The following is a 24,200-nucleotide window of genomic DNA, read 5'->3' on the forward strand; positions in this document are numbered from 1 at the left end:
GGTTCAATGTGTGGCTGATGGCATGCTCTTTGGTTATCAAGGCCGTTTTCGTCAGGCTGTGGATGCCAAAACGGTCTTGACCATTGTGAAAAAGGACCAAAGACGCAAGTTTTACAGAAAAAGAGCCAGCGCCCACTCGGCAGCTGGCTCTTTACTATTTTCAAGGGGAGAATTCACTTAAACCCACCTAATCATGAATTTGCGGCCGCCTTTGATAAACGGAAGCAACTGGAGGTCTTCCTTGATAATCCTTCCGACGACATTAACTTTCTCATCCGCGGGCAGGTCTCTCTTCGTGATTTGCACTTCGCCCTGGTAGCGGCCGTACCGTTCATTGTCGATCGTGATAGAGCCGGTAACACGCTCAACAGTATTGAGCGGCGGTACGTTTTTGCTGCCAATGAGCGCATACATGCGAGATTCCATCGAGCGAATGACATCCCGCGCGCTGTCCTGGCGGTTCGACTGGATGGCAGCGAGTGTTTCAAGGAGAGTTTTGTCTTCTATAAATGGGCGGGCGCGAAGATAGAAGACGCCATCCCTGTACGCGGAAAATTGCTGAAGTGACGTGTCGGTTACGCCTGGGTCGCCGATAAGAATTTTATCGACGCCTTCATTTTCCTTTAGATCCAAAAAGGCAGCGAAGGGTGATGAAAACCTGTGGTCCTCCAATGTCGGTAGTCCCAGGAATAAAGGGCCGCGCCTTGTTCCGTCACCCGGAACAAACGCCATCACTGTAATTCCCTCGTTCCGCAGCATGCGGTTTTTCTCCCTAAAGCTCTCCCGTTCTAGTCCGGTTTCTGGCCTTGGGTAAAAATTGTGCCATGCCTCAACGGAACCGGCATTCAGGTCGTGGGCTTTCATGGTGCTGATTTCCTCATGCGTCAGCGTGCTCGCATTCAGGGCAACCTTCATTTTTTGTGAGAGGCGGGCGATTGTTTCAGGTTCGACGCCATAATCGACGCGGAGCCCGCTCAACCCCCACCCAAGCAATGTATCGGCGGTTTCCCATGTGCAGCCAAGGTGGCGGAGCGAATTCGGCGAAATATCCGGAATCAGTTCCATATCCAATTCCCGGGCAAGCTTGCCCAGATACATCAACTCATCGCGGTAGACGGCCGGATTATCCTCGGGAATATGAAGGGATGTGAAAATCGAGTCGAAGCCATGGTCCTTCATTTTCCGGATATAGGCTTCCTGGCTGGCTACGGGCTCTGATAAATAAACGGAAATTCCTAGCATTCTCAAAAACTCCTTTCCTATCAGCCAAAAAAAGACCTGGCACCCCGGTAAAAGAGTGCCAAGCCGCTTTATACTTTTACTCTATTAAATATTATCCGCCATTTCCTCTTTGAAACCAAACAGGTAGGTGAAAATAAATCCGAAAGCGTAGGCAAGTAGGATGCCGATTAGGTAAAACAAGTATTTGTTATCAACAATTAGCGGAGTCAGAGAAAGCCCTGATACGCCGATTCCACCAGCGGCTGTCTTCATGACCGCCTGGAATGCGCCGCCGACCGCCCCGCCCATACAGGCGGTGATGAACGGACGTCCAAGCGGAAGCGTTACCCCGTAAAGGAGCGGTTCGCCAATGCCAAGGAAACCAACTGGCAGACCACCTTTGATGATATTGCGCAATCTCTTATTCTTAGTTTTTGTGAAAATCGCAATTGCTGCACCAACCTGGCCCGCACCAGCCATTGCCAGTATTGGAAGAAGCGGAGTGTTGCCAATTGAGTTAATGAGCTCAAGGTGAATTGGTGTCAAGCCGTGATGCAGACCAACCATGACGAGCGGCAGGAAGAAGCCTGCAAGAATCGCGCCTGCGACAACACCGCCAACTTCAAGGATCGCTTTCAGGCCGGTCGTGATTCCGTCAGCAAGGATACCAGCGACTGGCATGATAACGATTAACGAAAAGAATCCGACAATTAAAACTGAAATGAGGGATGTAAAAATAATATCAACAGAGCTTGGTACAACTTTTCTTACACGTTTTTCAACAACTGTCATTAGCCATGCGGCAAACATGACGCCAAATAACCCACCACGCCCAGGTATGAGCGCTTCACCAAACAATTTAATTTCGGCAAGGCCCGGGCTGAACAGGACAATACCGGCAATCGCACCGAGTACTGGCGTTCCTCCAAATTCCCTTGCAGTATTCCAGCCGACAAGGACAGCAAGTGATCCGAATACCGCGCCGCCAAGGACAAGAAGGATTTGCATCCATGTTTGGGTTGGGTCCACGCCCGCGTTTTTCGCGAAGTTTGCCGCCCCATTGATGATACCGGAAGCAACAAGCCCTGGAATGAGCGGGATGAAAATACTTCCGATTCGGCGAAGCAAGTTTTTAATCGGGGTGTTGTTTTTCTTTTTGATGGCCGACTGATTCAGGGCCGCCCTTTCTTCGAGGGTCAAATCTTCAGGCTCTGCATCTTCGCCAACAACCAATCCGGTTTCCTGGCTCATTTCAGCCGCGACCTTGTTGACTGTGCCGGGGCCGACAACGATTTGCAGGTTGTCGTCCTCGATGACGCCCATAACGCCGTCGACCTTTTTCAAAGCCTGAATGTCTGCCTTGGAATCATCTTTCAGATCAAGGCGAAGGCGGGTCATGCAGTGGGCCAGCCTCCTAACATTGTCTTTGCCGCCGATATGCTGAAGTATATCATTGGCCATGCGTTGTTCTTTTTTCACATTTACTCCTCCTATTTTGTCTTTCTAATAAAACCGTTGGACTGGTCAAGCTTCTCCGTGGCTTCCTCATAGGAGCAGCCTAGAAGAATCATTACGATTGCCGCCTTTACGTTTTCGTTGGCTTTTTCGTAAAATTTGGCAGCGGTTTCATAATCTGTTTCGGTAGCTTGCATAATGATCCGCTTCGAGCGTTCAACCAATTTTTTGTTGGTTGGCTGGACATCAACCATGAGGTTTTTGTACACCTTGCCAATACCGATCATGGATGCGGTAGAAATCATATTCAGGACCAACTTTTGCGCGGTCCCGGCCTTCAGCCTAGTCGAGCCGGTCAGTACTTCGGGCCCTGTTTCAACCTCGATGGCAATGTCGGCATACTTGCTGATTTCACTGTTTTTGTTGCAGCTGAGGCTTACGGTTGTCGCCCCTATTGTATTGGCATGCTTCAACGCGCCGATAACATAAGGCGTCCGGCCGCTAGCGGCAATGCCGATGACCGTGTCATTTTCGTTGACTGAAATGTTGTCCAAATCCTCGACACCCAGCTTCTCATCGTCCTCTGCACCTTCGACAGCCTTTGTGAACGCTTTCATTCCGCCGGCAATAAAACCCTGAACCATCTCCGGCGGCGATCCGAATGTTGGAACGCATTCAACCGCGTCAAGTACTCCAAGCCTCCCGCTTGTACCAGCGCCCAAGTAAATCAGGCGGCCGCCTTTTCGGAAGGTAGAAATGGTCTTCTGGACAGCCTCTTCAATCCGGGGAATCTCGCTTGCCACAGATTGGGGAACGGTGAGGTCTTCCTTGTTCATGGTTTCAAGGATTTCCTTTACCGACATGAGGTCGAGGTCCATTGTCTTGTCGTTCCTTTTTTCCGTTGTTAGTTTGTCAAGCATAGAATCATCCTTCTTTTATTAATGCCTACAACTCTATTCTATGCCAGTGAAATTTAAAGTCAATATTATTTATTGTTTTCATGAATGGCAATTTCAATTAATTAAATTTTTAAAATATAAGAGGCGCTTGCCATTATATATGACAAACGCCTTTTTAATATCCTTTATTTTTAAAAAAGAAGGAGTAATATTGCTCCATGCAAGGGTCAGCGCCTTAGCTTTATAACTTCATTCCGCGCTTCGTGGTAGCGTTCGACGACTTTTTCTCCGACAAGGTTAAATACACTTAAGTAAAGTGCGTCGATAATATTTAGCTGTGTCATCCTTGATGAAATGGTCCCAATCCGGAAATCCTGTTCAACCGCCGGAGTGCATAGCCGGATATCGGCCATTTTATATAATGGGGATTTATCCAGATTTGTAAGTGCGATGACGATGGCGCCTTTCTTTTTGGCGAATTCGGCAAGCTCGAGGACATCCTTTGTTTTTCCGGACATTGAAATGGCCACGAAGATGTCATTGGTGGACAGGTAGGGAATGAGGGACAGCAGATAATGGAAATCATGCGCCATGACCGAATGGTATCCCAGTTTGGTAAATTTATAATGTGCGTCAAGGGCTGCGGTGGCCGACCCTCCTACTCCGAAGAAAACCAGTTTTGACGCGTTGGACACTGCCTCGACAGCCCGCTCCAGCTCCTTCCTGTCCAGGGAGGCGAGGGACGATTCGATAGCCGTTTTATTTGTGTACGTGATTCTATGGAACAAATCATAAGGGGAGTCCTTATGCTGCAGGATCGAAAAATCGGTCAGGCTCGTACCGGACAGTGCATTGTGTTTAGCCAGTTCCAGCTTAAATGCTTTAAAGCTCCCAATTCCGATAGACTTGCAAAACCGGACGACACTCGATTCACTGACTCCCGTCTTTTGTGATAAATCCTTCGTAGTCATGTTCGGGATAAATTCGGGATGATCGATAATATATTTGCCAATTATCCCCTCAGCCTCCGATAACTTGTCCAGTTCTCGTTCTATCCTATCCAACAGAGTATTCACATTTTCCAGCTCCCAAGTTTGATTACCTAATACCATCATAGGGTGAAAAGTGTCTTGGCGCAATATTCCCGGGGCTGACCCTCTCAGTAAAAAATTCAGGCTACCCATTTCCTGAAAATTTGATAAAATGTATTTTTAAATAATGGTTATTCATACATACAAGAAACGGGGGATTGGAAATGGCGGAGACAACGGCAGGGAGAATTTCTCCCGCCACCGACTTTAAAGCCGGCTCACAGGCGGGGGTCAGCATCGCAATCGGCTACTTTCCGATAGCCCTGACATTCGGGCTTTTGGCTAAAACTGCCGGTCTGTCAATTGGGGAAACCTTTTTGATGAGCCTTGTCGTGTTCGCGGGGGCTTCCCAGTATATTTCATTGAGCCTGCTTATGATTGGGACGGGCATTTTTGAAATCGTCCTGACAACCTTCATCGTCAATATTAGGCATTTCCTGATGGCGACTTCACTGAATGAGAAGACTCCGGAAGGGGATATCGCCGCAAAAGCTGTGTATTCATTCGGCTTGACCGATGAAACCTTTTCGGTCGCGGCGACGAAGGAAGGCGAGATCCGAAAAGGGTATATGTTCGGCCTCGTGCTCATTTCCTACGCAAGCTGGGTCGTTTTTTCCGGAGTCGGCCACTTGATTGGCGCGAACCTTCCGAAAACATTGCAAGAGAGCATGGCTGTCGCCCTGTACGCCATGTTCATCGGGCTGCTCGTGCCTTCGATGAAAAAAAGCGTGAAAGCCATTTACCTTGCAGTGATGGCAGCTTGCTTCAATACGATTTTTACGATGGGGAACATTCTTGAACCGGGCTGGGCGATAGTCGCGGCAACTCTTCTGGCCGCAATCATCGCTGAAACAGTTGTTTACCTGAGGGGAAGGAAGGTGCCAGGCCATGAAGAGTGAGATTGTCTGGATGATCATCGGTATGGGGATTGTTACGTATCTTCCGCGAATGCTCCCGTTTGTCCTTTTTAAAGGGAAGGAAATGCCGCCTTTTTTGCAGGGGGTTTTGAAAAATGTTCCATTCGCCACGCTCGGCGCACTCATCTTTCCGGGAATTCTTTTCATTCACGAAGACATAAGGTACGGGCTGATTGGCGCGGTGGCCGCTTTCATTGCCGCCTTCCTCGGTGCGAATGTCATTGTCGTCGTCCTCGGCTCGATTGCCGTTTTAACCGTCTTTTCGGGAATGCTATAACATATGCCGGTTCCAAGCGGGCCGGTTTTTCTTTTGGTTACATCATAAAACAAGGACAAACTGTTCTAATCACATCCTTTTTTACTACACTAATAAGAGACAGGTTTTTCAAAAAGGAGGACAATTTATGGCAAGGAAGATGGGGGTCTTCTCAATCCTGGCTTTTGTGCTTTACGGGTTTTTCTTTTATTGGTACCTATTCCATTTCTCGAGTTCCTCCCTGCCGTTCGAATACCAGGGGACGAGCGCCGACCCCGTCACATTCATGAATGGAAGGGAGCTTGTGCTTACCGAAGAATACTCGAAAATAAGAAATTTGATGTTTTTTCTGTCATCTCCGTGGGAATGGCTGTTTTACATTCTCATTATGCTGACTGGCCTGAACAATTGCTTTAAACGATGGGCCGAAGAGGCGACAAAGCGGAAATTCCTCAGGCTGCCGATTTATTTGTTCTGGCTCTCGTTTGTCGGCTACCTGGCCGTTCTTCCGCTTAGCTATATCAGCTATTCCCTTTCCAAAACGTATAATATATCGACGCAAACATTCCCATCCTGGATGAAGGATGAACTGATTGATTTCTGGATCAATTATGGCATGCTGCTCATAATCGTGCCTGTTTTGTACTTCCTTTTAAAAAAGAGCCCGAAACGCTGGTGGGTGTTCGCCTGGCTGCTTTCGGTCCCGTTTACGCTGTTCATGATGTTCGTCCAGCCAGTTATCATCGATCCGCTTTACAATGATTTTTACCCATTAAAAGATAAAGAGCTTGAAGCGAAAATTTTGGATTTTGCCGCCAAAGCCCATATACCTGCCGAGCATGTTTACGAAGTCAATATGGCCGAGAAGACAAATGCCATGAATGCTTATGTGGCGGGAATTGGATCCAATTCCCGAATCGTCCTTTGGGACACCACACTGAATAAACTCACAGAGGACCAAATCCTGTTCATCATGGCGCATGAAATGGGTCACTATGTGGAAAAGCATTTGTATATCGGGATTGCAGGTTATTTGCTGTTGTCGCTACTTGGTCTTTATTTAGTGCATACACTGATGCAACAGGTACTGTCCAAGTGGGGGAGGGAAGCAAAAATCCCGTCCGCTACGGATTACCGGAGCCTCCCGCTGATTTTGCTGCTCCTGTCGATGCTGATGTTTATCTCAAGCCCATTGTCGAACGTGGTTTCCCGCTACCAGGAAGCCAGGGCTGATACGTATGCGATTAATATGACAAAAGATCCGCGCGCAGGAATCGGCAGCTTTCAGCAATTGACCAAGGCGGGGTTGAGCCAGGTGAATCCGCCTTTCCTTGTAAAAATGTTCCGTTACGGCCATCCTACCATGCTTGAACGGATATCCATGCTGGAAGAGTATGAGTTGAAGCACCGCGAGGATTAAGGATTCCTATGAAAGAGGATTAAGTATTCGGTGAAATAGAATAATGAATAAGAGCCGGGTTTCCGGCTCTTTTTTTGCCGTGAGATAGTGGGTTCCGAACCAATGGGATAAATGTCCTTCATACCTCATATAGTTTCGTGAATAGATTTCTTTTCGGGTGGTGAGGTGGGGATGGAGGTTACTGTAAGGAGAGGGGATTCTTTCTGGTATTACAGCCAGCTATATAAAATTCCCCTCCAGCTTATAACTGATTCAAACCGAAATGTTAATCCAACGGCGCTTTCGATTGGCCAAAGGGTTCAAATCCCAGGATTTGTCGCCACCGGCTATCAAATAAGAGCGGGAGATACATTATGGGCGATTGCAAGAAGCCGGAATCTTCAGCTTGATGCACTCCTTTTGGCGAATCCCGGAATCAACCCCAATCAAATCCGCATTGGGCAAATGATTCGCCTTCCTACTCGGATAACCTGGAGGCTCGTCGAAGGTCGGCGGAATTATGACCACAGGGCAATGGTGAATGATTTAAGCAGGCTGCAGAATGTGTATCCTTTCCTCCAAGTGGAGTCAATCGGAAATAGCGTGGTGGGAAGGAATATTCCTGAAGTCCTTGTCGGCACGGGAGGAAAAAGGGTTCACTACAATGGCTCCTTTCATGCGAATGAATGGATTACCACCCCGGTCCTGATGACGTTCCTGAATGATTATCTTTTAGCCTTAACCAACCAAACAGGCATTAGGGGAAGGGCGGCTTTGCCTTTATACCAGCAGTCCACCCTATCCATTGTTCCCATGGTGAATCCGGACGGAGTGCATTTGGTCATAAACGGGCTGCCTCCAAACGACCCATGGAGGAGCAGGGTGATTGCTTGGAACAGGGGAAGCACTGATTTTTCAGGTTGGAAGGCCAATATCCGGGGGGTCGACCTTAACGACCAGTTTCCCGCAAGATGGGAGCTTGAACGGGCACGAAATCCCAAAGTGCCGGGCCCCCGGGATTATGGCGGGGAAAGTCCTCTGTCCGAGCCCGAAGCCATCGCCATGGCCAATCTCACTAGAAGGAGGGATTTTTCCAGGGTCCTTGCCTTTCATACCCAGGGACAGGTCATTTATTGGGGATTTGAAAATCTTGAACCGCCCGAATCGGCTGTACTAGCAAGGGAATTTGCCAGGGTAAGCGGCTATGAACCTGTCAAGACAATCGAAAGCTACGCGGGATACAAGGACTGGTTTATTCAAGATTGGCGCAGGCCTGGTTTCACAGTTGAATTGGGGAGGGGAACCAACCCGCTTCCGATTGCCCAATTTGACCAAATCTATCAGGAAGCACTGGGTATTTTCTTGGCGGGCCTGTACAGCTGATTTTTAATGAAATTTGTTTAGCTCCACATGGAACGCCTGGCAGCATAACGTCGCAATGGTTCCTTTTGTCGTCTGTTCATGCTAAAATTTTGGCAACATGAACGGAGGCTGATGGCCATGTGCGGAAGATTTTCACTTATTACCGATGTTTATGCTTTGATGCGGCAGTATCAATTCGAATTTGAAGGTGAGTACGAAGCGCGCTACAATATTGCCCCAGGAACGGATATCTTGGCGATTGCCTCCTATGGGGGAAAGCGGGTTGGAGGAGAGCTGCGCTGGGGGCTGATTCCTTTTTGGGCCGACAATGAAAAAATCGGCTACAAAATGATCAATGCCCGTGCCGAGACGGTACATGAAAAAGCCAGCTTCAGGCAGCCGTTAAAATCAAAGCGGTGCATTATTCCCGCAGACGGATACTTCGAATGGAAAAGGGAAGGGAAAGCGAAGCGGCCTTTTCGGTTCGTTAACAAGGACAATAGCCCGTTCGCGTTTGCCGGACTTTATGACCGATGGGATAAAGGGGAAAGGCCGGTTTTTTCCTGTACGATTATAACGACGGCTGCGAACAAAAAAACGGCTGAAATCCATGACCGGATGCCTGCCATTCTCACCCCCGAAGAGCAGGAAATTTGGCTTGACCCGACAGTGAGCGATTCCGCGGCGCTAACTTCTCTTTTAAAACCCTTTCCTTCTGAAAAAATGGACTTCTATGAGGTTTCGACACTTGTCAATTCAGCGAGGAACGAAGACAGGGAACTCATCACGCCAATCAATAGCAAATAATGAAGAAAAGCTCAATCCAGTCAATGAATGAAAAATCCGTCCCGCAACCGGGACGGATTTTTGGGCTAAGCCCCATATCTCTTTTTTAAATTGGCCAAGGAACGGGTTAGTTTCATAAATGCCGGTTTGTCGCCCTGATCAAGTGCTTCGTCGATCGTTCGCAACAATTTTTCTTTTTCAATATTCAACTGGATTTCATTCAGCAGCATCTCAATGTACAATTCCTGAAGCGACGATTGTTTTGCCTTCTCCCTTTTCATGGCGCCAATTTTCATTAGCTCCGTGTAGGATTTCTCATTCATTTCTAATCCCCCCTGCTGCTTTTTTTAATTATATTGCCATCGGGGGTTAAAATCAACTTAGTTTTTATAATTTTCTGATAAATTTTTAACGGCTTATTGCCGGTATTTATGAATAAATTCGCAACATTTTCATAACATTGTGAAATTATGGAAGAATAATGGTATGATATTTTCGTATTTTACTATAATAGGAGTGATGAAATGAGGCAAAGGCAAATTGAAGAATATGAGATTAATCCATGCACAATGTTCATTAAGCCGTTCGTGTATGGAACGAAGGTTTACTCGCAAATAGTTGAAGTCAATGATGAGTACCTTTCACCCTTCAAACCCATCGAGATTATCAAAAAGAGCTGTGAATATTTTGGAAGTTCTTTTGAGGGGCGGAAAGAAGGGACAAAGCAGCTCATCGGCATCACCCATAAAGTTCCCATTGCCATTGACCCAACGAACTTCATCTATTTTTTCCCCACCACCTCGCCAAACCGGCCAGAGTGCATTTGGATTTCCCATGAACATGTTTTACACCACAACCGGACATCCACCGAAGACACGCTCGTCACTTTCCAAAATAAACATTCCTACCCGTTTCCTGTTTCCTACAGTTCCTTTGAAAATCAGTTGCTTCGTACGGCGTTGCTAAGGACCAAGCTGATGCAGCGGATTGAACATATGGAGAGAAAGTCCTTCTATTTCCAAAAGTCAAAAATGATGGAAGCGTCTGAACAGCACCGTGAATATGGACAGTTTTTTGATTACCGGAACAGGGGCTAGTGGATGGATTCGCCAGTACGGGACAGATGCCTGCCAAACAAATAATATTCCATCAGTTCCTGGACTTTGTTCCGGATACGCGGATTAAAGTAGTTATGATATTCCTCATAGCCTTTATAAAGGAACAGGAACATAGTAAAAGCATCGTCCCGTTTCGTTTCCATCACTTTCAATTGATGGGTTTTCATATACGCTTTCACCTCCGCAAGTTCCTTCTGGACCGCCTTCATTGTCTCCTCAACCAATTCCAGGTAGGGTTTCCTCAGCTTGAACGGGCTCGCTTGAATGACGGAAAGATCCCGGTTCAGGACAGTCAGCACCATTGGCAGATAAATGGCCTGCTCCATAATATCCCGGTCTTTTTCAGGTATTCTTGTCATCGTACCCCGGCTCCCTTCATCATAAAACAGAACGTGTGTTCGTAATTATCATACAAAATCTGTTTGTAATTCGCAATAGCCAAGGAAGAGGGCACAGTTTTTTTTAACCGAAAGAGTCTGAAAATCCTTTTCTTTTGGTAAATTCCATGCCTTCCAATGGGTTAGTATTCCTCTTATTCCGGTATTTATTGTCATGGTGACAAAGAATTTTTCCTATTTTAAAAAAATAAGAAGGAAAAAGTATTTCTGTTATCGAAATACTTAATTACTACATAAAAAGGTGGGAATTTGATGGGCGAGACAGGAATCAAAGCGGAGCATTTATATGAATTAAAATCACTTGCAGACCCGAGGGTTTCACCTGATGGCAAGGTTTGCGCCTATACGGAAACAAGCATTTGTGAGGAAAAGGGAGATTACTTTTCAAATATTTTCACTGTGGATACGAGCGGCGATAAGCAGCCGGCCCAATGGACTTACGGAAAAAATAAAAACCATTCCCCGCGGTGGTCACCGGATGGCTCGCAGCTAGCGTTCGTATCCAACCGAAGCGGTAAGAACCAAATTTATGTCATCGGTACGGGCGGAGGGGAAGCGAAGCAGCTGACCGACCTTCCGAGCGGGGCGGGGTCACCCGTATGGTCGCTGGACGGCAAGCGCATCGCTTTCCAGGCATCGGTGGAAAACGGGAAAAAGGTGACCGATAAAGAGGAAGAAAAGAAAGAGAAAGACAAGAACAAGCTTGAGCCTCTTGAAGTAACCAAAATGAAATACAAATCGGATGGGGAAGGATTTTGGAAAGGGAAATACAGGCAAATCGCGGCTGTCGATGTGGAGACAGGCGAAGTCACCCAGCTGACGGACGGGCCGTACGACCATTATCTGTTCTGCTGGTCCCCTGATGGAAAGCGGCTGGCCATAGGCGCTGATTACAGCGAAGATAAGGATAACTCATTCAGGCTCGACCTTTACTTCCTTGAAACGGAATCGGGCGAGCTTAAGAAAATCGATTCGGGTGAACTCTCCTTCTCAAATGCTTCCTGGTCGCCGGATGGAAAGACAATCGCACTGTCCGGGCATGACATGGAGTATAAAAATGCGACATTGTCGAGGGTTTGGCTATACGATGTTGAATCGGAATCCTTTACCTGCGTAACCGGCGATCTTGATGCGACAATCGCACCGGTGCTCGGGGGCGATTTCCTCCAGGGCACGGTTCCGCCGGGAATCCTATGGGCGGATGACAGCAAGAGTTTTTATTTTATCGTCAGCGACCTTGGAAACACGGTAGTGTATTTCGGAAACGTGGAAGGGGAACTTTACCCAGCCCTTCTCGACAACCAGTATATATATGGGATGTCGCTTGACGGCAAAAACCAGCGCGCCGTGGTTGCCATCAGCAGGCCTGATGAACCGGGCGACCTGTATACACTCGAGATTACAAGCGGCGAGCTGACGAGGCTTACCGCAATCAATGAAGAATTTTTGAAAGACAAAACCCTTTCCGTGCCGGAAGCGATCAGCTTCGAAGCGGAGGATGGCGTTGAACTGCATGGCTGGATCATGAAGCCGGCCGGATTCGAGGAAGGAAAGAAATATCCTCTCATCCTCGAAATCCACGGAGGCCCGCACACCATGTACGGAAATACGTACATGAATGAATTCCAAATCCTTTCCTCAAGGGGTTATGCAGTTCTTTACATCAATCCGCGCGGAAGCCACGGTTATGGGCAGGAGTTTGTAGATGCGGTCCGTTCCGATTATGGAGGCGGCGACTACAGGGATTTGATGAGGGCTGTTGATTACGCGCTTGAGACGTATGATTTTATCGATGAAAAACGACTTGGCGTAACAGGCGGCAGCTATGGCGGATTCATGACCAACTGGATTGTCGGCCACACGAACCGTTTCAAGGCAGCCGTTACCCAGCGCTCAATTTCGAACTGGGTTAGCTTCTATGGTGTCAGCGATATCGGCTACTATTTCACAGAATGGCAGATTGGATCGGGCCTTGAGGATATTGAAAGGCTATGGAAGCATTCGCCGCTCGCCTATGTGGAAAATGTTGAAACTCCGCTGTTGATCCTTCACAGCGAAAAGGATTACCGCTGCCCGATCGAGCAGGCGGAACAGTTGTATATCGCCTTGAAGCGCCTGAAAAAGGAGACGAAGTTCATTCGTTTCCCTGAGGAAAACCACGAGCTTTCAAGGAGCGGCAGGCCGAATCTGCGGATTGCCCGCTTGAACTATATTGTCGATTGGTTCGATGAGTATTTGAAATAAGTTAGCAGGCTTGCTAACTATATACAAAAGGAATCGCCCTATTTGTAAAGGATATGATTCTTAAGAAAAGCCGTCCGTTCATTTCCGCGGGCGGCTTTCTTTTGGTTCTAAAAAGTATTCGGACAGTAAACCGCGTTTTTGAAGGGAGTGTGTCAAAATCAGGTAAGGATTCTGACAGCAAAGTGTGTTTTGAACGGTTGCGTGTCCAAATCAGGCAGCGATTCTGACAGCAAAGTGTGTTTTGGACAGTTGCGTGTCCGAATCAGGTAGGGATTCTGACAGTGAACCGTGTTTTGGCCCTTGGTTGTCACGAATCGAGGACTTGCGTGACAACCAAACCAGATTTTGGCCCTTGGTTTACACGAATCGGGGATTTGCGTGACAACCAAACTAGATTTTGGCCCTTGGTTGTCACGAATCAAGGGTTTGCGTGACAACCAAACTGGATTTTGGCTCCTGGTTGTCACGAATCAAGGGTTTGTGTGACAACCAAACTGGATTTTGGCCCTTGGTTGTCACGAATCGGGAGCTTGATTTTCGCTCTTGGTTGTCACGAATCGAGGATTTGCGTGACAACCAAAGTGCGTTTTGAACGGTTGCGTGTCCAAATCAATGGTGAGCAAGTCCGCTTCACAGCACCATCCCTCAATATTCGACTGATTTCATCATCAAATTTTGATTACGGCGAAAAAATTGATAAGATAAATCCATCTAACATACCGTATCCAGCATTTTTTGAAAAGGAACGGCGGCAACATACACCGAATTCATAGGATTGGACGGGATCTGGATGAGATACGAACAAAGGCAACAGCGCAGAAGGAAAAAAAGCGTTTGGAAACGGATTCTCGGCATCATTGCGCTCCTTATTTTAAGCATAGGAGCTTATTCATATTTTCAATATAAGCAGGGCGTAAAGCAATCCGAGAAAGTCATCGGCGACAAGAAAAAACAAGAATACACATTCTCCGGCCAAAAGGATCAGTATGGAGGCACCAATATCCTGCTCCTTGGCATTGACAAGGACGGCGGCAGGAACTCTAGGTCTGATTCAATCATGATTGCCCACTACAATCAAGGAAAGGGTACGTACAAACTGACCTCGATCATGCGCGATTCGTATGTGGACATTCCGGGGCATGGGAAGCACAAAATAAACGCCGCGTTCGCAAAAGGCGGCCCGGAGCTTTTACGGAAAACAATCAAAGAGAACTTTGATCTGGACATACAATATTATGCGATCATTGATTTCCAGGGCTTTGTGCAGGTAATCGACGAGGCCTTCCCCCAAGGGGTTGAAATCGATGTAGAGAAAAAGATGAGCAAATACATTGGAGTGAAACTCGAGCCAGGGCTTCAGCGTCTTGATGGGAAGCATCTCCTTGGTTACGCACGTTTCCGCCAAGACGCGGTCGGGGATTTTGGCAGGGTCGAGCGCCAGCAAAAGGTGGTCAGCAAGGTTGCCAGCGAATTGACCAGCATCGAAATGCTGCCGAAGCTTCCGAAGCTGGTCGGCATCGTCGTGCCGTTTGTCAACACGAACATGGATACGGGCGATATGCTGTTTATGGCGAAAGGCTTTATCGGAAAAGGGAAGGAGGATATCGATACCTTCCGCATTCCTGTTAAAAACGGCTATAAGGATGCCCGAATTGGCGGGGAAGGTGCTGTCCTTTTGATTGATGTCCAAAAAAATCGCGAAGAACTTCACCGGTTTATTACAGAATGATGATAATTTGCCCCCAAAAGATTAAAAAAGAAACAAAAGGGATATAAAAAAAGAAGCTGGATATAAGGAGTATCAAATGGATGTCGAAGTATTGAAATCATGGTTTACGCTGGATAATATTATGGATCTGATCCAGGAGTACAGGTCTTTCGGTCCAATCCCTGGAATCATTTTGCCAATGCTTGAAGCGTTCTTGCCATTCCTGCCTTTGTTCCTGTTCGTTATGGCAAATGCGAGCGCATTCGGCCTTTGGTTTGGATTCCTTTATTCATGGGTGGGTGCATGTACGGGAGCCATGCTCGTTTTTATCCTTTTCCGGCGCTTTGGCCAACGGCGTTTTCTTGCCTTTTTGCAAAAGCACCCCGCAGTCAGGAAGCTAATGAACTGGGTGGAACGACACGGATTCGGGCCGCTGTTCCTTATGCTGTGCTTCCCGTTTACTCCTTCCGCGGTCGTAAACATTGTTGCCGGCCTGTCAAAAATTAGCATCAAGCAGTATATGCTGGCAGTCCTGGCGGGCAAGATGGTAATGATCTTCACTATAAGCTTCATTGGCTACGATATCCGTTCGCTCTTTACCCAGCCAATCAGGACGCTGGCTGTAGCCGCCATCATCTTCATTCTCTGGCTTGCCGGCAAACAGATTGAACGAAGGCTGAATATGGCAACTAGAAAGCGCGAATGAATTTTTGCGGGGGCGGTACGTTTTGGCACGTTGGAAAAAGGAAGCAATTGAGTGGGCAAAGGCCTTCTTCGTTGGCATCATTATATTTGCATTAATCCGGTCTTTCTTCTTCGCCAATTATGTGGTCGAAGGGGAATCGATGATGCCGACCCTGAAGGATGGAAATAAGCTTGTCGTGAATAAAATCGGCTACCAGCTTGGGGCTCTGCATAGGTTCGATGTGATTGTCTTCCATGCAAACAGCCGCGAGGACTATGTGAAACGTGTCATTGGGCTGCCCGGGGACATCATTGAATACAAAGGGGACCGGCTTTACATCAACGGGAAGGAATTCGATGAACCTTTTCTGGAACCGTACAGGAAGGAAGTCTCCGGCGAGATACTGACTGGCGACTTCACCCTTAAGGAACTTACCGGAAAAAGGAAAGTTCCAGAAGGAAAATTGTTCGTCATGGGCGACAACCGGCTTGAAAGCTGGGATAGCCGGCATTTTGGATTCATTCCTGTAAAAAATGTCGTCGGAAAAGTGAACCTCTTATATTGGCCAATCAAGGATGTAGCCGTTTCTTTGTAAAAACCCTGCACAGCGGGGTTTTTTGCATGGAAAGAGCAATCCTTATATGGCAGTTCCTGGGCAAACATTTGTGCCCCTTTTGTGTTAAAATGGAATTATGCTGAAAAAGGACGGAGGGGACTTGGATGTCTCTTAGAATGCTGATTGGAAGAGCCGGAAGCGGCAAGACGCTCACTTGTCTGGAAGAAATAAAAAGCCGGCTTACTGAAAGCCCTGAAGGCCCGGCGATTATCTACCTCGTACCGGAACAAATGACATTCCTGTCTGAATACAGGCTCGCGACCGATGAAACGATCGGAGGGATGATTCGCGCGCAGGTATACAGCTTTACACGGCTTGCATGGCGGGTCCTCCAAGAGACAGGCGGATCAAGCAGGTATCATTTGAGCAATGTCGGTTTGAATATGCTGATTAGAAAAATCATAGAAGAGCAGAAGGACCAGCTTCGCCTCTTTAGGCGGGCTGCCGATAAGAACGGATTCATCCAACAGGTCGAGGAAATGCTCATTGAGTTCAAGCGTTATTGTGTTGAACCGGAAAAGCTTGCCGAGAGCCAGGCGAGGATTGGAAGCGAAGGCAGGGTGGACAAAACCCTCGCTGACAAGATGCACGATTTAGAAGTCATTTATAAGCACTTTGAAGATACAACCTCCGGAAAATATATTGATTCAGAGGACTACTTCCGCCTGCTTGCCGAAAAAACAGGAAGTTCGCGGTATTTGAAGGACGCCGAAGTATACATTGATGGATTTTACAGCTTCACCCCTCAGGAATACAGGATTATCGGGGAGCTTTTAAAGGTGTGCAAAAGGGTTACGGTCACCCTCACACTGGACAGGCCGTACCCTGATAAGGCCCCGGACGAACTGAATTTATTCAGGATGTCCGGTGAAACGTGCAAAAACCTTTTTGACCTCGCGCGAGACGGGCAGATTGACATGGAAGGCCCCGTTATTCTTGGGGAGCAGAAACGCTGGAAAAATGGCACGCTTCAGCATCTGGAGGCCTATTTTGACTCGAGGCCGGCAAATCCGTTCGAAGGTGAAGCCGGAGTAACGATTATCCAGGCTGTCAACCGTCGCGCTGAAGTTGAAGGAATCGCCAGGGAAATCAGGAGGCTTGTCAGGGAAGAAGGATACCGTTATCGCGATATTGCGCTCCTTTTGCGTAATGGGCGTGATTACCATGAAACAATTGAGCCGGTCTTTTATGATTACGAGATTCCTTATTTTATAGACCAAAAGAGGACGATGCTTAACCACCCGCTGGTCGAGTTGATTCGTTCTTCTCTTGAAACTGTCAACGGCCATTGGGGCTATGAAGCGGTATTCCGAGCGGTGAAAACGGAGCTTTTGTTCCCGCCGGCAGGGAATGTTGCTAGGCTAAGAAGGCAGATGGATAAGCTCGAAAATTATGTTCTGTCCCACGGAATACAGGGGAAAAAGTGGACCGGGAAGGAACGTTGGAGGTACAGGAGGATCCGTGGCCTGGACTTTGCTTCAACAGTCCAGACAAATGAAGAAATCCGTATGGAACAGGAGCTTAACGAACTCCGCCTGATCATCTCCACTCCGCTTATGAGGCTTTCGAGAAGGCTGAAAAGGGCTGCGAATGGCCGAAAAATGTGCGAGGCTGTCTATCTTCTCCTGGAAGAACTCGATATCCCTGCAAAGCTAGAAGGTTGGAAGGCTGAAGCGGAAGAGGAGGGCAACCTCATCAAAGGCCGGGAGCACGACCAGGTGTGGAATGCCATAATCGATTTATTGGACCAGTACGTTGAAATGCTTGGCGACGAGCCTGTTACGCCACGCCAATTTGCTTCCATCCTCGATGCAGGCCTTGAGTCGCTGGAATTTTCACTTGTTCCTCCGGCGATTGACCAGGTAATGGTAGCGAATTTGGATAAATCGAGGCTCGCAGAAATTAAAGTCGCATTTGTGCTTGGTTTGAATGAAGGAGTCCTTCCGGCAAAAATCTCCGATGATGGCATTCTCGGGGATACGGACAGGGAAATGCTCGCGATGGCCGGGGTAAAGATTGGCCCAGGCAGCACCGAGCGACTTCTTGATGAAAATTTTATCGCCTACAAGGCATTCGTCACCCCTGCTGACAAACTATACATCAGCTACCCTCTTGCCAATGCCGAGGGGAAGTCACTCATCCCATCTTCCTATATTAAAAGAATGGAAGATTTGTTCCCAGGCAGCGAGAAATGGATGATAGCAGCAGACCCCGCGGACCAGAACGAGGAAGAGCAGCTTGCGTTTATCAGCAGCAAAGAAACGGCGCTCGCCTATTTGACGTCCCAACTGCAGCTTAAGCAAAGGAACTATCCAAACTATACCTTCTGGTGGGATGTGTACAATTATTTTGCAGAAAGCCCGAGCCTCAGGGAGAAAGCGCGACTGGTGCTTTCGAGCCTCTTCTACACGAACAGGACCGTAAAGCTTCCTTCCAGTCTTGCCGTTGAACTGTATGGGGAGGACATCCAGGGGAGCGTATCGAGGATGGAGCTGTTCAATAGCTGTCCATTCTCCCACTACATCCAGCATGGCCTGAGGCTGCGCGACCGCCAGATCTACAAGCTGGATGCCCCGGATATTGGCGAATTGTTCCACGCGGCCTTGAAATATATCGCCGATACAGTAAATGAGCGGAACATCTCCTGGGCGGAGTTGTCACGCGAGCAGTGTGAAAAGCTTGCCAAAAGCGCCGTTGCGGCGATTGCGCCACGGCTCCAAAATGAAATCCTGCTCAGTTCTGAAAGGCATCATTACATCAAGAGGAAGCTCGAACAAATCATTACTAGGGCGTCCGTCGTGTTAAGCGAGCATTCAAAGTTGAGCGAATTCGAGCCAATCGGCCTTGAGGTTGGTTTTGGGCGCGGGGGGAAACTGCCGCCGCTCGCATTCAATCTAAAGGATGGCAGCAAAATGGAGCTCGCCGGGAGAATCGACCGAATCGACAGCGGCGAAGGAAACAATGGCGAACTGTATTTAAGGGTCATCGATTATAAATCGAGCAGCAGGGGCCTTAACCTGTCAGAGGTCTATTACGGAATCGCCCTCCAGGTGCTCACATATCTCGATATCGCCATATCAAATTCTGCGATTTTGGTTGAAAAAGAAGCGGAGCCGGCTGGCGTGTTCTACTTCCATGTGCACAATCCGATGGTCAATACGACACGGCGCCTGTCCGAAGAGGAAATCGAACAGGAAATTTTAAAGAAGTTCAAGATGAGCGGCCTCATCCTTGAAGACGAAGAAGTGATCCGCCTGATGGACAAGAGCCTTGAAAGCGGAGAGTCACAAATCATTTCTGCTGGCTTTAAAAAAGACGGTACCCTGACAAAAGCCTCCAAAACAGCGACTGCAGAGGATATCGAAGACCTCCGCAAATTTGTTCGGAAGGTATACAGGGATACAGGCAACGCGATTATAAGCGGGGAAGTCGGGATTGATCCATATAGGCTGAAGGATAAAAATCCATGTACATTTTGTTCCTTTAAGCCGGTTTGCCAATTTGACGAATCAATCGATGGAAGCAAATACCGCAGGCTCGTTCCGCAAAATGACAAAGAAGCGCTTGAACTGATCAGAAGGGAGGTTAAGGAACATGAGTAAAGTGTCGATACCACCGATGCCAGCGGGCCTGAAATGGACAAACGACCAGTGGAGGGCAATCAAGGCGAAGGATACCGATATCCTTGTCGCCGCGGCAGCGGGTTCCGGCAAAACAGCCGTCCTGGTCGAACGGATCATTCAAAAAATACTGTCTCCGGACGATCCCGTTGATGTCGACCAGCTTCTCGTCGTAACGTTTACAAATGCCTCCGCTGCGGAAATGCGTCACCGGATTGGGGAAGCGCTCGAGAAGGCCATTAACGAAAGCCCGGATTCAAGGCATTTGCGCAGGCAGCTCAGCCTTCTGAACAAAGCTTCAATTTCCACCCTCCACTCCTTTTGCCTTGATGTGGTGAGGAAATATTATTACCTGATCGATGTCGATCCGGGATTCAGGATTGCGGATGAAACGGAAGCACAGCTTCTCCGCGATGAGGTCCTCGACGACCTGTTTGAAGAGGAATATGGAACGAAGGATAACGAGCCGTTTTTCCGTCTCGTCGATACCTTTACTTCCGACAGGAGGGACGATGCCCTGCAGGACATTGTTGGGGCGGTTTTCGATTTTGCACGCTCGAACCCGGATCCGGACCGATATCTGGATGCCATTGTTTCCATGTATGACACAGGGCAGATTTCGAAGGTTGAGCAGCTGCCGTTTATTGATGCGCTTCTATTCGATATTGAACTCCAGTTGAAAAGCGCACGGCAATTTGCTGAAAAGGCGATGGCTGTGGCCATGCTTCCCGACGGTCCGGCGGCTTATGCGGACGCCTTGGCGGATGATATCCGGCTGATTGATTCACTGCTTGCTGTCAGCGATTCGTGGGAAGCGTTGTATGCGGCGATGCAAACGTTGGAATTTTCAAAAGCGAAGCCAATCAAAAAGGGAACCGCGGATGAGGAATTAAAGAAAAAGGCCGCAAAGTTCCGGGATAAAGCAAAGAAAATGGTGACGGGCCTCAGGGATGAATTGTTTTCTAGGAGGCCTGAAAGCTTTCTGCGCGATATGGAGGAAATGAAACCAGTCATCTCCACGTTGACCGGCCTAGTCAGGAAATTTTCCGAAAGGTTCGAAGCGGCGAAAAGAGAAAGGGGCATCGTCGATTTTTCCGATCTTGAGCATTATTGCCTCGATATCCTCACCCAGGGAGGGGAAGAAGGGGTGAGGCTTGCTCCTTCCGCCGCGGCGCTTTCTTATCGGAACCAGTTCCGTGAAGTACTGGTGGATGAATACCAGGATACAAACATGGTCCAGGAAACGATTCTGAAACTTGTTTCAGGAGGGCATGGCGAGAGCGGAAACCTGTTCATGGTCGGGGATGTGAAGCAATCAATTTATCGTTTCCGGCTGGCGGAGCCGAACTTGTTCCTCGGAAAATACAACCGCTTTACGAAGGATGGCACGACAGGCGGATTGAGGATCGACTTGGCGAAAAACTTCCGAAGCAGGCAGGAAGTCCTTGATGCGACAAACTATTTGTTCAGGCAAATCATGGGCGTAAAAGTGGGCGAAATTGAGTACGGCGAGGATGCGGAACTGAAGCTTGGAGCCGATTATCCGGATGAGCCGTTTCCGGTCGAGCTGCTTGTCATTGACCAGGGCGCGAACAACGGCGCCGCGGATGAAGACGATGATGAGCCCGAGGGCGAGGTTCTTGAGGCGGAAGAATTGGAGCAGTCACAGCTTGAAGCCAGGGCAATGGCAGCCAGGATAAAGGAAATGATTGCGTCGGGGCAACCGGTCTATGAAGCAAAAACAAAAACAACGAGGCCAATCCGCTATCGGGACATTGTCATTCTGCTCCGTTCAATGACATGGGCACCGCAAATCATGGAAGAATTTAAGCAGCAAGGACTTCCGATTTATGCCGACCTGTCAACGGGTTACTTCCAGGCTACAGAGGTTGCGATCATGATGTCCCTCCTCCGGGTCATTGACAATCCGTATCAGGATGTTCCACTCGCCGCGGTCCTAAGATCTCCAATTATCGGGTTGAACGAAGCGGAACTTGCATTCATAAAAATCCATGATAAAAGGGGCTCTTTCTGGGACAGTGTCATCGCGTTTTGCGCAACAAACCCTCCAGAGGAGCATGAAGGCCTCCACGAAAAAATCTGCCGTTTCAGCGAACAGTTGGAAGGATGGAGATCAATCGCAAGGCAGGGGTCACTGTCAGAGCTTATCTGGCAGCTATACAGGGATACTGGATTTTATGATTTTGCCGGCGGCCTGCCTGGCGGGAAGCAGCGCCAGGCCAATCTCCGCGCCCTTTATGACAGGGGAAGGCAATATGAAGAAACATCATTCAGGGGATTGTTCAGATTCCTCCGCTTCATTGAACGGATGATGGACCGGGGCGATGACCTTGGCGCTGCAAGGGCGCTCGGTGAACAGGAAGATGTTGTCCGGATCATGACGATCCACTCAAGCAAAGGGCTTGAGTTCCCGGTTGTGTTCATTGCAGGCCTTGCCAGGAACTTCAATATGATGGACATTCGCAGTTCCTATATGCTGGATAAGGAATTCGGGTTTGCATCGAAATATATCAATCCCGAAAAGCGGATTGCCTATCCTTCACTTCCGCAGCTTGCATTCAAACGGAAGAAAAGGATGGAAATGCTCGCCGAGGAGATGCGTGTCCTTTATGTCGCAATGACCCGGGCAAAAGAAAAGCTTTACATGCTGGCCACCCTGAAGGACGCCGAAAAGAAATTAAGCCAGTGGGAAGATATTGCTTCCTATCCGGATTGGCTCCTGGAGGATGCAGACAGGTCCGCGGCGAAAGGGTATTTTGACTGGATCGGGCCGTCGCTTGTGCGCCACAGGGATGGCGGCTTGCTTCGCCTCTCGGAAACGGGTCCGGGAGTTCCGGAATCGATATCGCACGATGGCTCGAGATGGACAGTAACATTGCTTGACGCCGAAGATATTAGAGGGGTCGATGAGCAGGGTGAACCGGACGGGGACCGTTTATTGGCGCGCGTTCGTGAACTTCAGGCGGTACCGGAAACGTCGAGCCATGAAACGGAAGTCAGGGAAAGGCTGACATGGGAATATCGCTTCCAGGATGCCGCTGCCCACAGGGCTAAGCAGACAGTATCCGAAATGAAGCGGAACCGTGAACTGGCGGATGAGCAAAGCGGAACTGATCTTCTAAAAAAGGCGAGGAAGACAATCCTGGAGCGCCCGCGGTTCATGCAGGAAAAATCACTGAGCGCCGCCGAACGCGGAACAGCCCTGCATAGTATCATGCAGCACGTGAGGCTGGATCAGCCAATAACCGAGGATTCAATCGCATTGCTGGCAAGCCAAATGGTTGAGGCGGAGCTGTTGACCGAAGAGCAGCGCGAGATTATCGAACCCGCATTGATAGTCAAATTCTTTGAATCCGAACTTGGCCAAAGGCTTCTTTCGGCAGAAAAAGTCTACCGGGAAGTACCGTTTACCGCTTCGATTGCCGCGAAAGAAGTTTATCCTGATTGGAAGGATGATAATGAACCGATTTATATCCAAGGAATCATAGACTGTCTATTCGAGGATAGGGAAGGGCTTGTCATGATTGATTTCAAGTCTGACAGGATCACCGGCCGCTTCCGCAGTGGGTTTGAAGGTGCCGCACCGATTCTTGCCGACCGCTACCGTCTTCAAATTGACTTGTATACAAGGGCACTAGAAAAGATTTGGAAACGCCGGGTCGATGAGCGCTATCTCTTCTTCTTCGATGGCGCCCATCTTCTCAAGTTTGAAAGAGAAAACGAAAACGTGTAAAAAAAGACATGAACCTCCAACTGGTTCATGTCTTTTACTTATTCCCGGTCATTGGCTGATCAACGAGCTTCGTATCAAGGACATTCGTTCCGCTGACCGCGCTTCCTGTCGCGTTAAAAACGCCTGTATTCGAGCTCCCGGCACCTTGAAAGGTTTTAGCTGTACTTTTAGGAGAAATATTTAGGACATCGCCAAAATTAACAGTTCCTCCAGTAACGTTGTGAATATTTACCGGTCCGACAAGTGCCGGCATAAACTAACACGCCTTTCGTCTACGAATAAAATGCAGTTTATTGGGTTTCCTCTCGTTCGAGCAGCTGCCTGATATGATGGATTCGTGCTTCCATACTGATGTATGGAGTGCTTCCAATCTGGATAATGGATGCTGCAGAAAGCCCCTTCACGTCAATTGTTCCCACCTTGATAACCGGATTCAGCTGGAAGGTGTCGATAAGGATTGGTTCATAAATCGGAGGGAGAGGGATTGGCTCGGAAAATACTTTGAATTGGGCAAAGTCCCCTTCTTCATCAAAAAAGATTTCGGCTTCCCTTTGGACGGCGAGTGCCCGGGAATTGCCGAATATCCTTAACGCATCCCCGATTAGGATAGTTGAAGAAAACAAGGCTGATTTTAGAAAAAAAGAATCCACTTTTGATATTCTTTGAAGCAT

At 48.3% G+C, this 24,200-nt stretch carries 21 protein-coding genes; 13 read left to right on the forward strand and 8 right to left on the reverse strand.

Annotation, left to right across the window (positions count from 1 at the left end; genetic code table 11):
- Positions 1–10 precede the first annotated feature (10 nt).
- Positions 11–181: a hypothetical protein gene (locus tag V1499_RS05005; protein ID WP_409274293.1), complete on the forward strand. Its 171-nt coding sequence runs from the start codon at positions 11–13 to the stop codon at positions 179–181.
- On the opposite strand, the gene V1499_RS05010 is transcribed toward V1499_RS05005, so the two are convergent.
- The 4 genes from V1499_RS05010 to V1499_RS05025 all read right to left on the reverse strand — a co-directional run bounded on the left by V1499_RS05010 (position 178) and on the right by V1499_RS05025 (position 4,651).
- Positions 178–1,242 (reverse strand): DUF871 domain-containing protein, encoded by a 1,065-nt coding sequence (locus V1499_RS05010; protein WP_409274295.1) that lies wholly within the window; start codon positions 1,240–1,242, stop codon positions 178–180. The two genes, V1499_RS05005 and V1499_RS05010, sit on opposite strands and share 4 nt — an antisense overlap.
- 84 nt (positions 1,243–1,326) lie before the next feature.
- On the reverse strand, positions 1,327–2,700 hold the full coding sequence (locus tag V1499_RS05015) for a PTS transporter subunit EIIC (protein ID WP_409274297.1): 1,374 nt from the start codon (positions 2,698–2,700) through the stop codon (positions 1,327–1,329).
- A gap of 11 nt (positions 2,701–2,711) precedes the next feature.
- On the reverse strand, positions 2,712–3,596 hold the full coding sequence (gene murQ, locus V1499_RS05020; RefSeq protein ID WP_409274299.1) for an N-acetylmuramic acid 6-phosphate etherase: 885 nt from the start codon (positions 3,594–3,596) through the stop codon (positions 2,712–2,714).
- Between the two features lie 206 nt (positions 3,597–3,802).
- The gene (locus V1499_RS05025) at positions 3,803–4,651 is read right to left on the reverse strand and encodes a MurR/RpiR family transcriptional regulator (protein ID WP_409274301.1); all 849 of its coding nucleotides are present in this window, start codon (positions 4,649–4,651) and stop codon (positions 3,803–3,805) included.
- A gap of 179 nt (positions 4,652–4,830) precedes the next feature.
- On the opposite strand from V1499_RS05025, the gene V1499_RS05030 reads away from it, so the two are divergent.
- From V1499_RS05030 to V1499_RS05050, 5 genes are all read left to right on the forward strand, one after another.
- Positions 4,831–5,565, forward strand: coding sequence for an AzlC family ABC transporter permease (locus tag V1499_RS05030; protein ID WP_409274303.1), 735 nt, complete (start codon positions 4,831–4,833; stop codon positions 5,563–5,565).
- Positions 5,555–5,860 (forward strand): AzlD domain-containing protein, encoded by a 306-nt coding sequence (locus V1499_RS05035; RefSeq protein WP_409274305.1) that lies wholly within the window; start codon positions 5,555–5,557, stop codon positions 5,858–5,860. Before V1499_RS05030 ends, V1499_RS05035 begins: the two co-directional genes overlap by 11 nt.
- A 127-nt stretch (positions 5,861–5,987) precedes the next feature.
- Entirely contained in the window at positions 5,988–7,259 is a 1,272-nt protein-coding gene (locus V1499_RS05040) for a M48 family metallopeptidase (protein WP_409274307.1), read from the forward strand.
- A gap of 171 nt (positions 7,260–7,430) precedes the next feature.
- Positions 7,431–8,621: a M14 family metallopeptidase gene (locus tag V1499_RS05045; protein WP_409274309.1), complete on the forward strand. Its 1,191-nt coding sequence runs from the start codon at positions 7,431–7,433 to the stop codon at positions 8,619–8,621.
- Positions 8,622–8,738: 117 nt separating this feature from the next.
- Positions 8,739–9,407 carry an SOS response-associated peptidase gene (locus tag V1499_RS05050; protein ID WP_409274311.1) on the forward strand — a complete coding sequence of 223 codons (669 nt, stop codon included), beginning with the start codon at positions 8,739–8,741 and terminating at the stop codon, positions 9,405–9,407.
- Between the two features lie 65 nt (positions 9,408–9,472).
- Here the strand turns inward: V1499_RS05050 and V1499_RS05055 are convergent, their stop codons facing one another.
- The gene (locus V1499_RS05055) at positions 9,473–9,709 is read right to left on the reverse strand and encodes an IDEAL domain-containing protein (RefSeq protein ID WP_316571149.1); all 237 of its coding nucleotides are present in this window, start codon (positions 9,707–9,709) and stop codon (positions 9,473–9,475) included.
- A 201-nt stretch (positions 9,710–9,910) separates the two neighbouring features.
- Here V1499_RS05055 and V1499_RS05060 point away from each other — a divergent pair, with 201 nt between their 5' ends.
- Positions 9,911–10,483 (forward strand): competence protein ComK, encoded by a 573-nt coding sequence (locus V1499_RS05060; protein ID WP_409274313.1) that lies wholly within the window; start codon positions 9,911–9,913, stop codon positions 10,481–10,483.
- On the opposite strand, the gene V1499_RS05065 is transcribed toward V1499_RS05060, so the two are convergent.
- On the reverse strand, positions 10,480–10,863 hold the full coding sequence (locus tag V1499_RS05065; RefSeq protein WP_409274315.1) for a hypothetical protein: 384 nt from the start codon (positions 10,861–10,863) through the stop codon (positions 10,480–10,482). The genes V1499_RS05060 and V1499_RS05065 overlap by 4 nt on opposite strands.
- Before the next feature lie 291 nt (positions 10,864–11,154).
- Between V1499_RS05065 and V1499_RS05070 the strand changes: the two genes are divergently transcribed.
- The 6 genes from V1499_RS05070 to addA all read left to right on the forward strand — a co-directional run bounded on the left by V1499_RS05070 (position 11,155) and on the right by addA (position 23,529).
- Complete coding sequence (locus tag V1499_RS05070; protein ID WP_409274317.1) at positions 11,155–13,146, forward strand: S9 family peptidase; 1,992 nt, start codon at positions 11,155–11,157, stop codon at positions 13,144–13,146.
- Between the two features lie 790 nt (positions 13,147–13,936).
- On the forward strand, positions 13,937–14,875 hold the full coding sequence (locus tag V1499_RS05075; protein ID WP_409274319.1) for an LCP family protein: 939 nt from the start codon (positions 13,937–13,939) through the stop codon (positions 14,873–14,875).
- A gap of 76 nt (positions 14,876–14,951) precedes the next feature.
- The gene (locus V1499_RS05080) at positions 14,952–15,560 is read left to right on the forward strand and encodes a TVP38/TMEM64 family protein (protein ID WP_409274321.1); all 609 of its coding nucleotides are present in this window, start codon (positions 14,952–14,954) and stop codon (positions 15,558–15,560) included.
- A 22-nt stretch (positions 15,561–15,582) separates the two neighbouring features.
- Entirely contained in the window at positions 15,583–16,134 is a 552-nt protein-coding gene (lepB, locus tag V1499_RS05085; RefSeq protein ID WP_409274322.1) for a signal peptidase I, read from the forward strand.
- A 125-nt stretch (positions 16,135–16,259) separates the two neighbouring features.
- Positions 16,260–19,757 carry a helicase-exonuclease AddAB subunit AddB gene (gene addB, locus V1499_RS05090; protein ID WP_409274324.1) on the forward strand — a complete coding sequence of 1,166 codons (3,498 nt, stop codon included), beginning with the start codon at positions 16,260–16,262 and terminating at the stop codon, positions 19,755–19,757.
- Positions 19,750–23,529, forward strand: a complete 3,780-nt coding sequence (addA, locus tag V1499_RS05095) for a helicase-exonuclease AddAB subunit AddA (protein WP_409274326.1) — start codon at positions 19,750–19,752, stop codon at positions 23,527–23,529. Before addB ends, addA begins: the two co-directional genes overlap by 8 nt.
- Positions 23,530–23,563: 34 nt before the next feature.
- On the opposite strand, the gene V1499_RS05100 is transcribed toward addA, so the two are convergent.
- The gene (locus V1499_RS05100; protein ID WP_409274328.1) at positions 23,564–23,782 is read right to left on the reverse strand and encodes a spore germination protein; all 219 of its coding nucleotides are present in this window, start codon (positions 23,780–23,782) and stop codon (positions 23,564–23,566) included.
- A 37-nt stretch (positions 23,783–23,819) separates the two neighbouring features.
- The gene (locus tag V1499_RS05105; RefSeq protein ID WP_409274330.1) at positions 23,820–24,200 is read right to left on the reverse strand and encodes a spore germination protein GerPE; all 381 of its coding nucleotides are present in this window, start codon (positions 24,198–24,200) and stop codon (positions 23,820–23,822) included.

Source organism: Neobacillus oceani (assembly GCF_046237595.1).
Taxonomy (GTDB): domain Bacteria; phylum Bacillota; class Bacilli; order Bacillales; family Cytobacillaceae; genus Bacillus_D; species Bacillus_D oceani.

Excerpts from the sequence above, each read along its gene's own strand:
- V1499_RS05010 (WP_409274295.1), bottom strand. The coding sequence starts at position 1,242 with ATGCTAGGAATTTCCGTTTATTTATCAGAGCCCGTAGCCAGCCAGGAA.
- murQ (WP_409274299.1), bottom strand. The coding sequence starts at position 3,596 with ATGCTTGACAAACTAACAACGGAAAAAAGGAACGACAAGACAATGGAC.
- V1499_RS05030 (WP_409274303.1), top strand. The coding sequence starts at position 4,831 with ATGGCGGAGACAACGGCAGGGAGAATTTCTCCCGCCACCGACTTTAAA.
- V1499_RS05035 (WP_409274305.1), top strand. The coding sequence starts at position 5,555 with ATGAAGAGTGAGATTGTCTGGATGATCATCGGTATGGGGATTGTTACG.
- V1499_RS05040 (WP_409274307.1), top strand. The coding sequence starts at position 5,988 with ATGGCAAGGAAGATGGGGGTCTTCTCAATCCTGGCTTTTGTGCTTTAC.
- V1499_RS05045 (WP_409274309.1), top strand. The coding sequence starts at position 7,431 with ATGGAGGTTACTGTAAGGAGAGGGGATTCTTTCTGGTATTACAGCCAG.
- V1499_RS05050 (WP_409274311.1), top strand. The coding sequence starts at position 8,739 with ATGTGCGGAAGATTTTCACTTATTACCGATGTTTATGCTTTGATGCGG.
- V1499_RS05055 (WP_316571149.1), bottom strand. The coding sequence starts at position 9,709 with ATGAATGAGAAATCCTACACGGAGCTAATGAAAATTGGCGCCATGAAA.
- V1499_RS05060 (WP_409274313.1), top strand. The coding sequence starts at position 9,911 with ATGAGGCAAAGGCAAATTGAAGAATATGAGATTAATCCATGCACAATG.
- V1499_RS05065 (WP_409274315.1), bottom strand. The coding sequence starts at position 10,863 with ATGACAAGAATACCTGAAAAAGACCGGGATATTATGGAGCAGGCCATT.
- V1499_RS05070 (WP_409274317.1), top strand. The coding sequence starts at position 11,155 with ATGGGCGAGACAGGAATCAAAGCGGAGCATTTATATGAATTAAAATCA.
- V1499_RS05075 (WP_409274319.1), top strand. The coding sequence starts at position 13,937 with ATGAGATACGAACAAAGGCAACAGCGCAGAAGGAAAAAAAGCGTTTGG.
- V1499_RS05080 (WP_409274321.1), top strand. The coding sequence starts at position 14,952 with ATGGATGTCGAAGTATTGAAATCATGGTTTACGCTGGATAATATTATG.
- addB (WP_409274324.1), top strand. The coding sequence starts at position 16,260 with ATGTCTCTTAGAATGCTGATTGGAAGAGCCGGAAGCGGCAAGACGCTC.
- addA (WP_409274326.1), top strand. The coding sequence starts at position 19,750 with ATGAGTAAAGTGTCGATACCACCGATGCCAGCGGGCCTGAAATGGACA.
- V1499_RS05100 (WP_409274328.1), bottom strand. The coding sequence starts at position 23,782 with ATGCCGGCACTTGTCGGACCGGTAAATATTCACAACGTTACTGGAGGA.
- V1499_RS05105 (WP_409274330.1), bottom strand. The coding sequence starts at position 24,200 with ATGCTTCAAAGAATATCAAAAGTGGATTCTTTTTTTCTAAAATCAGCC.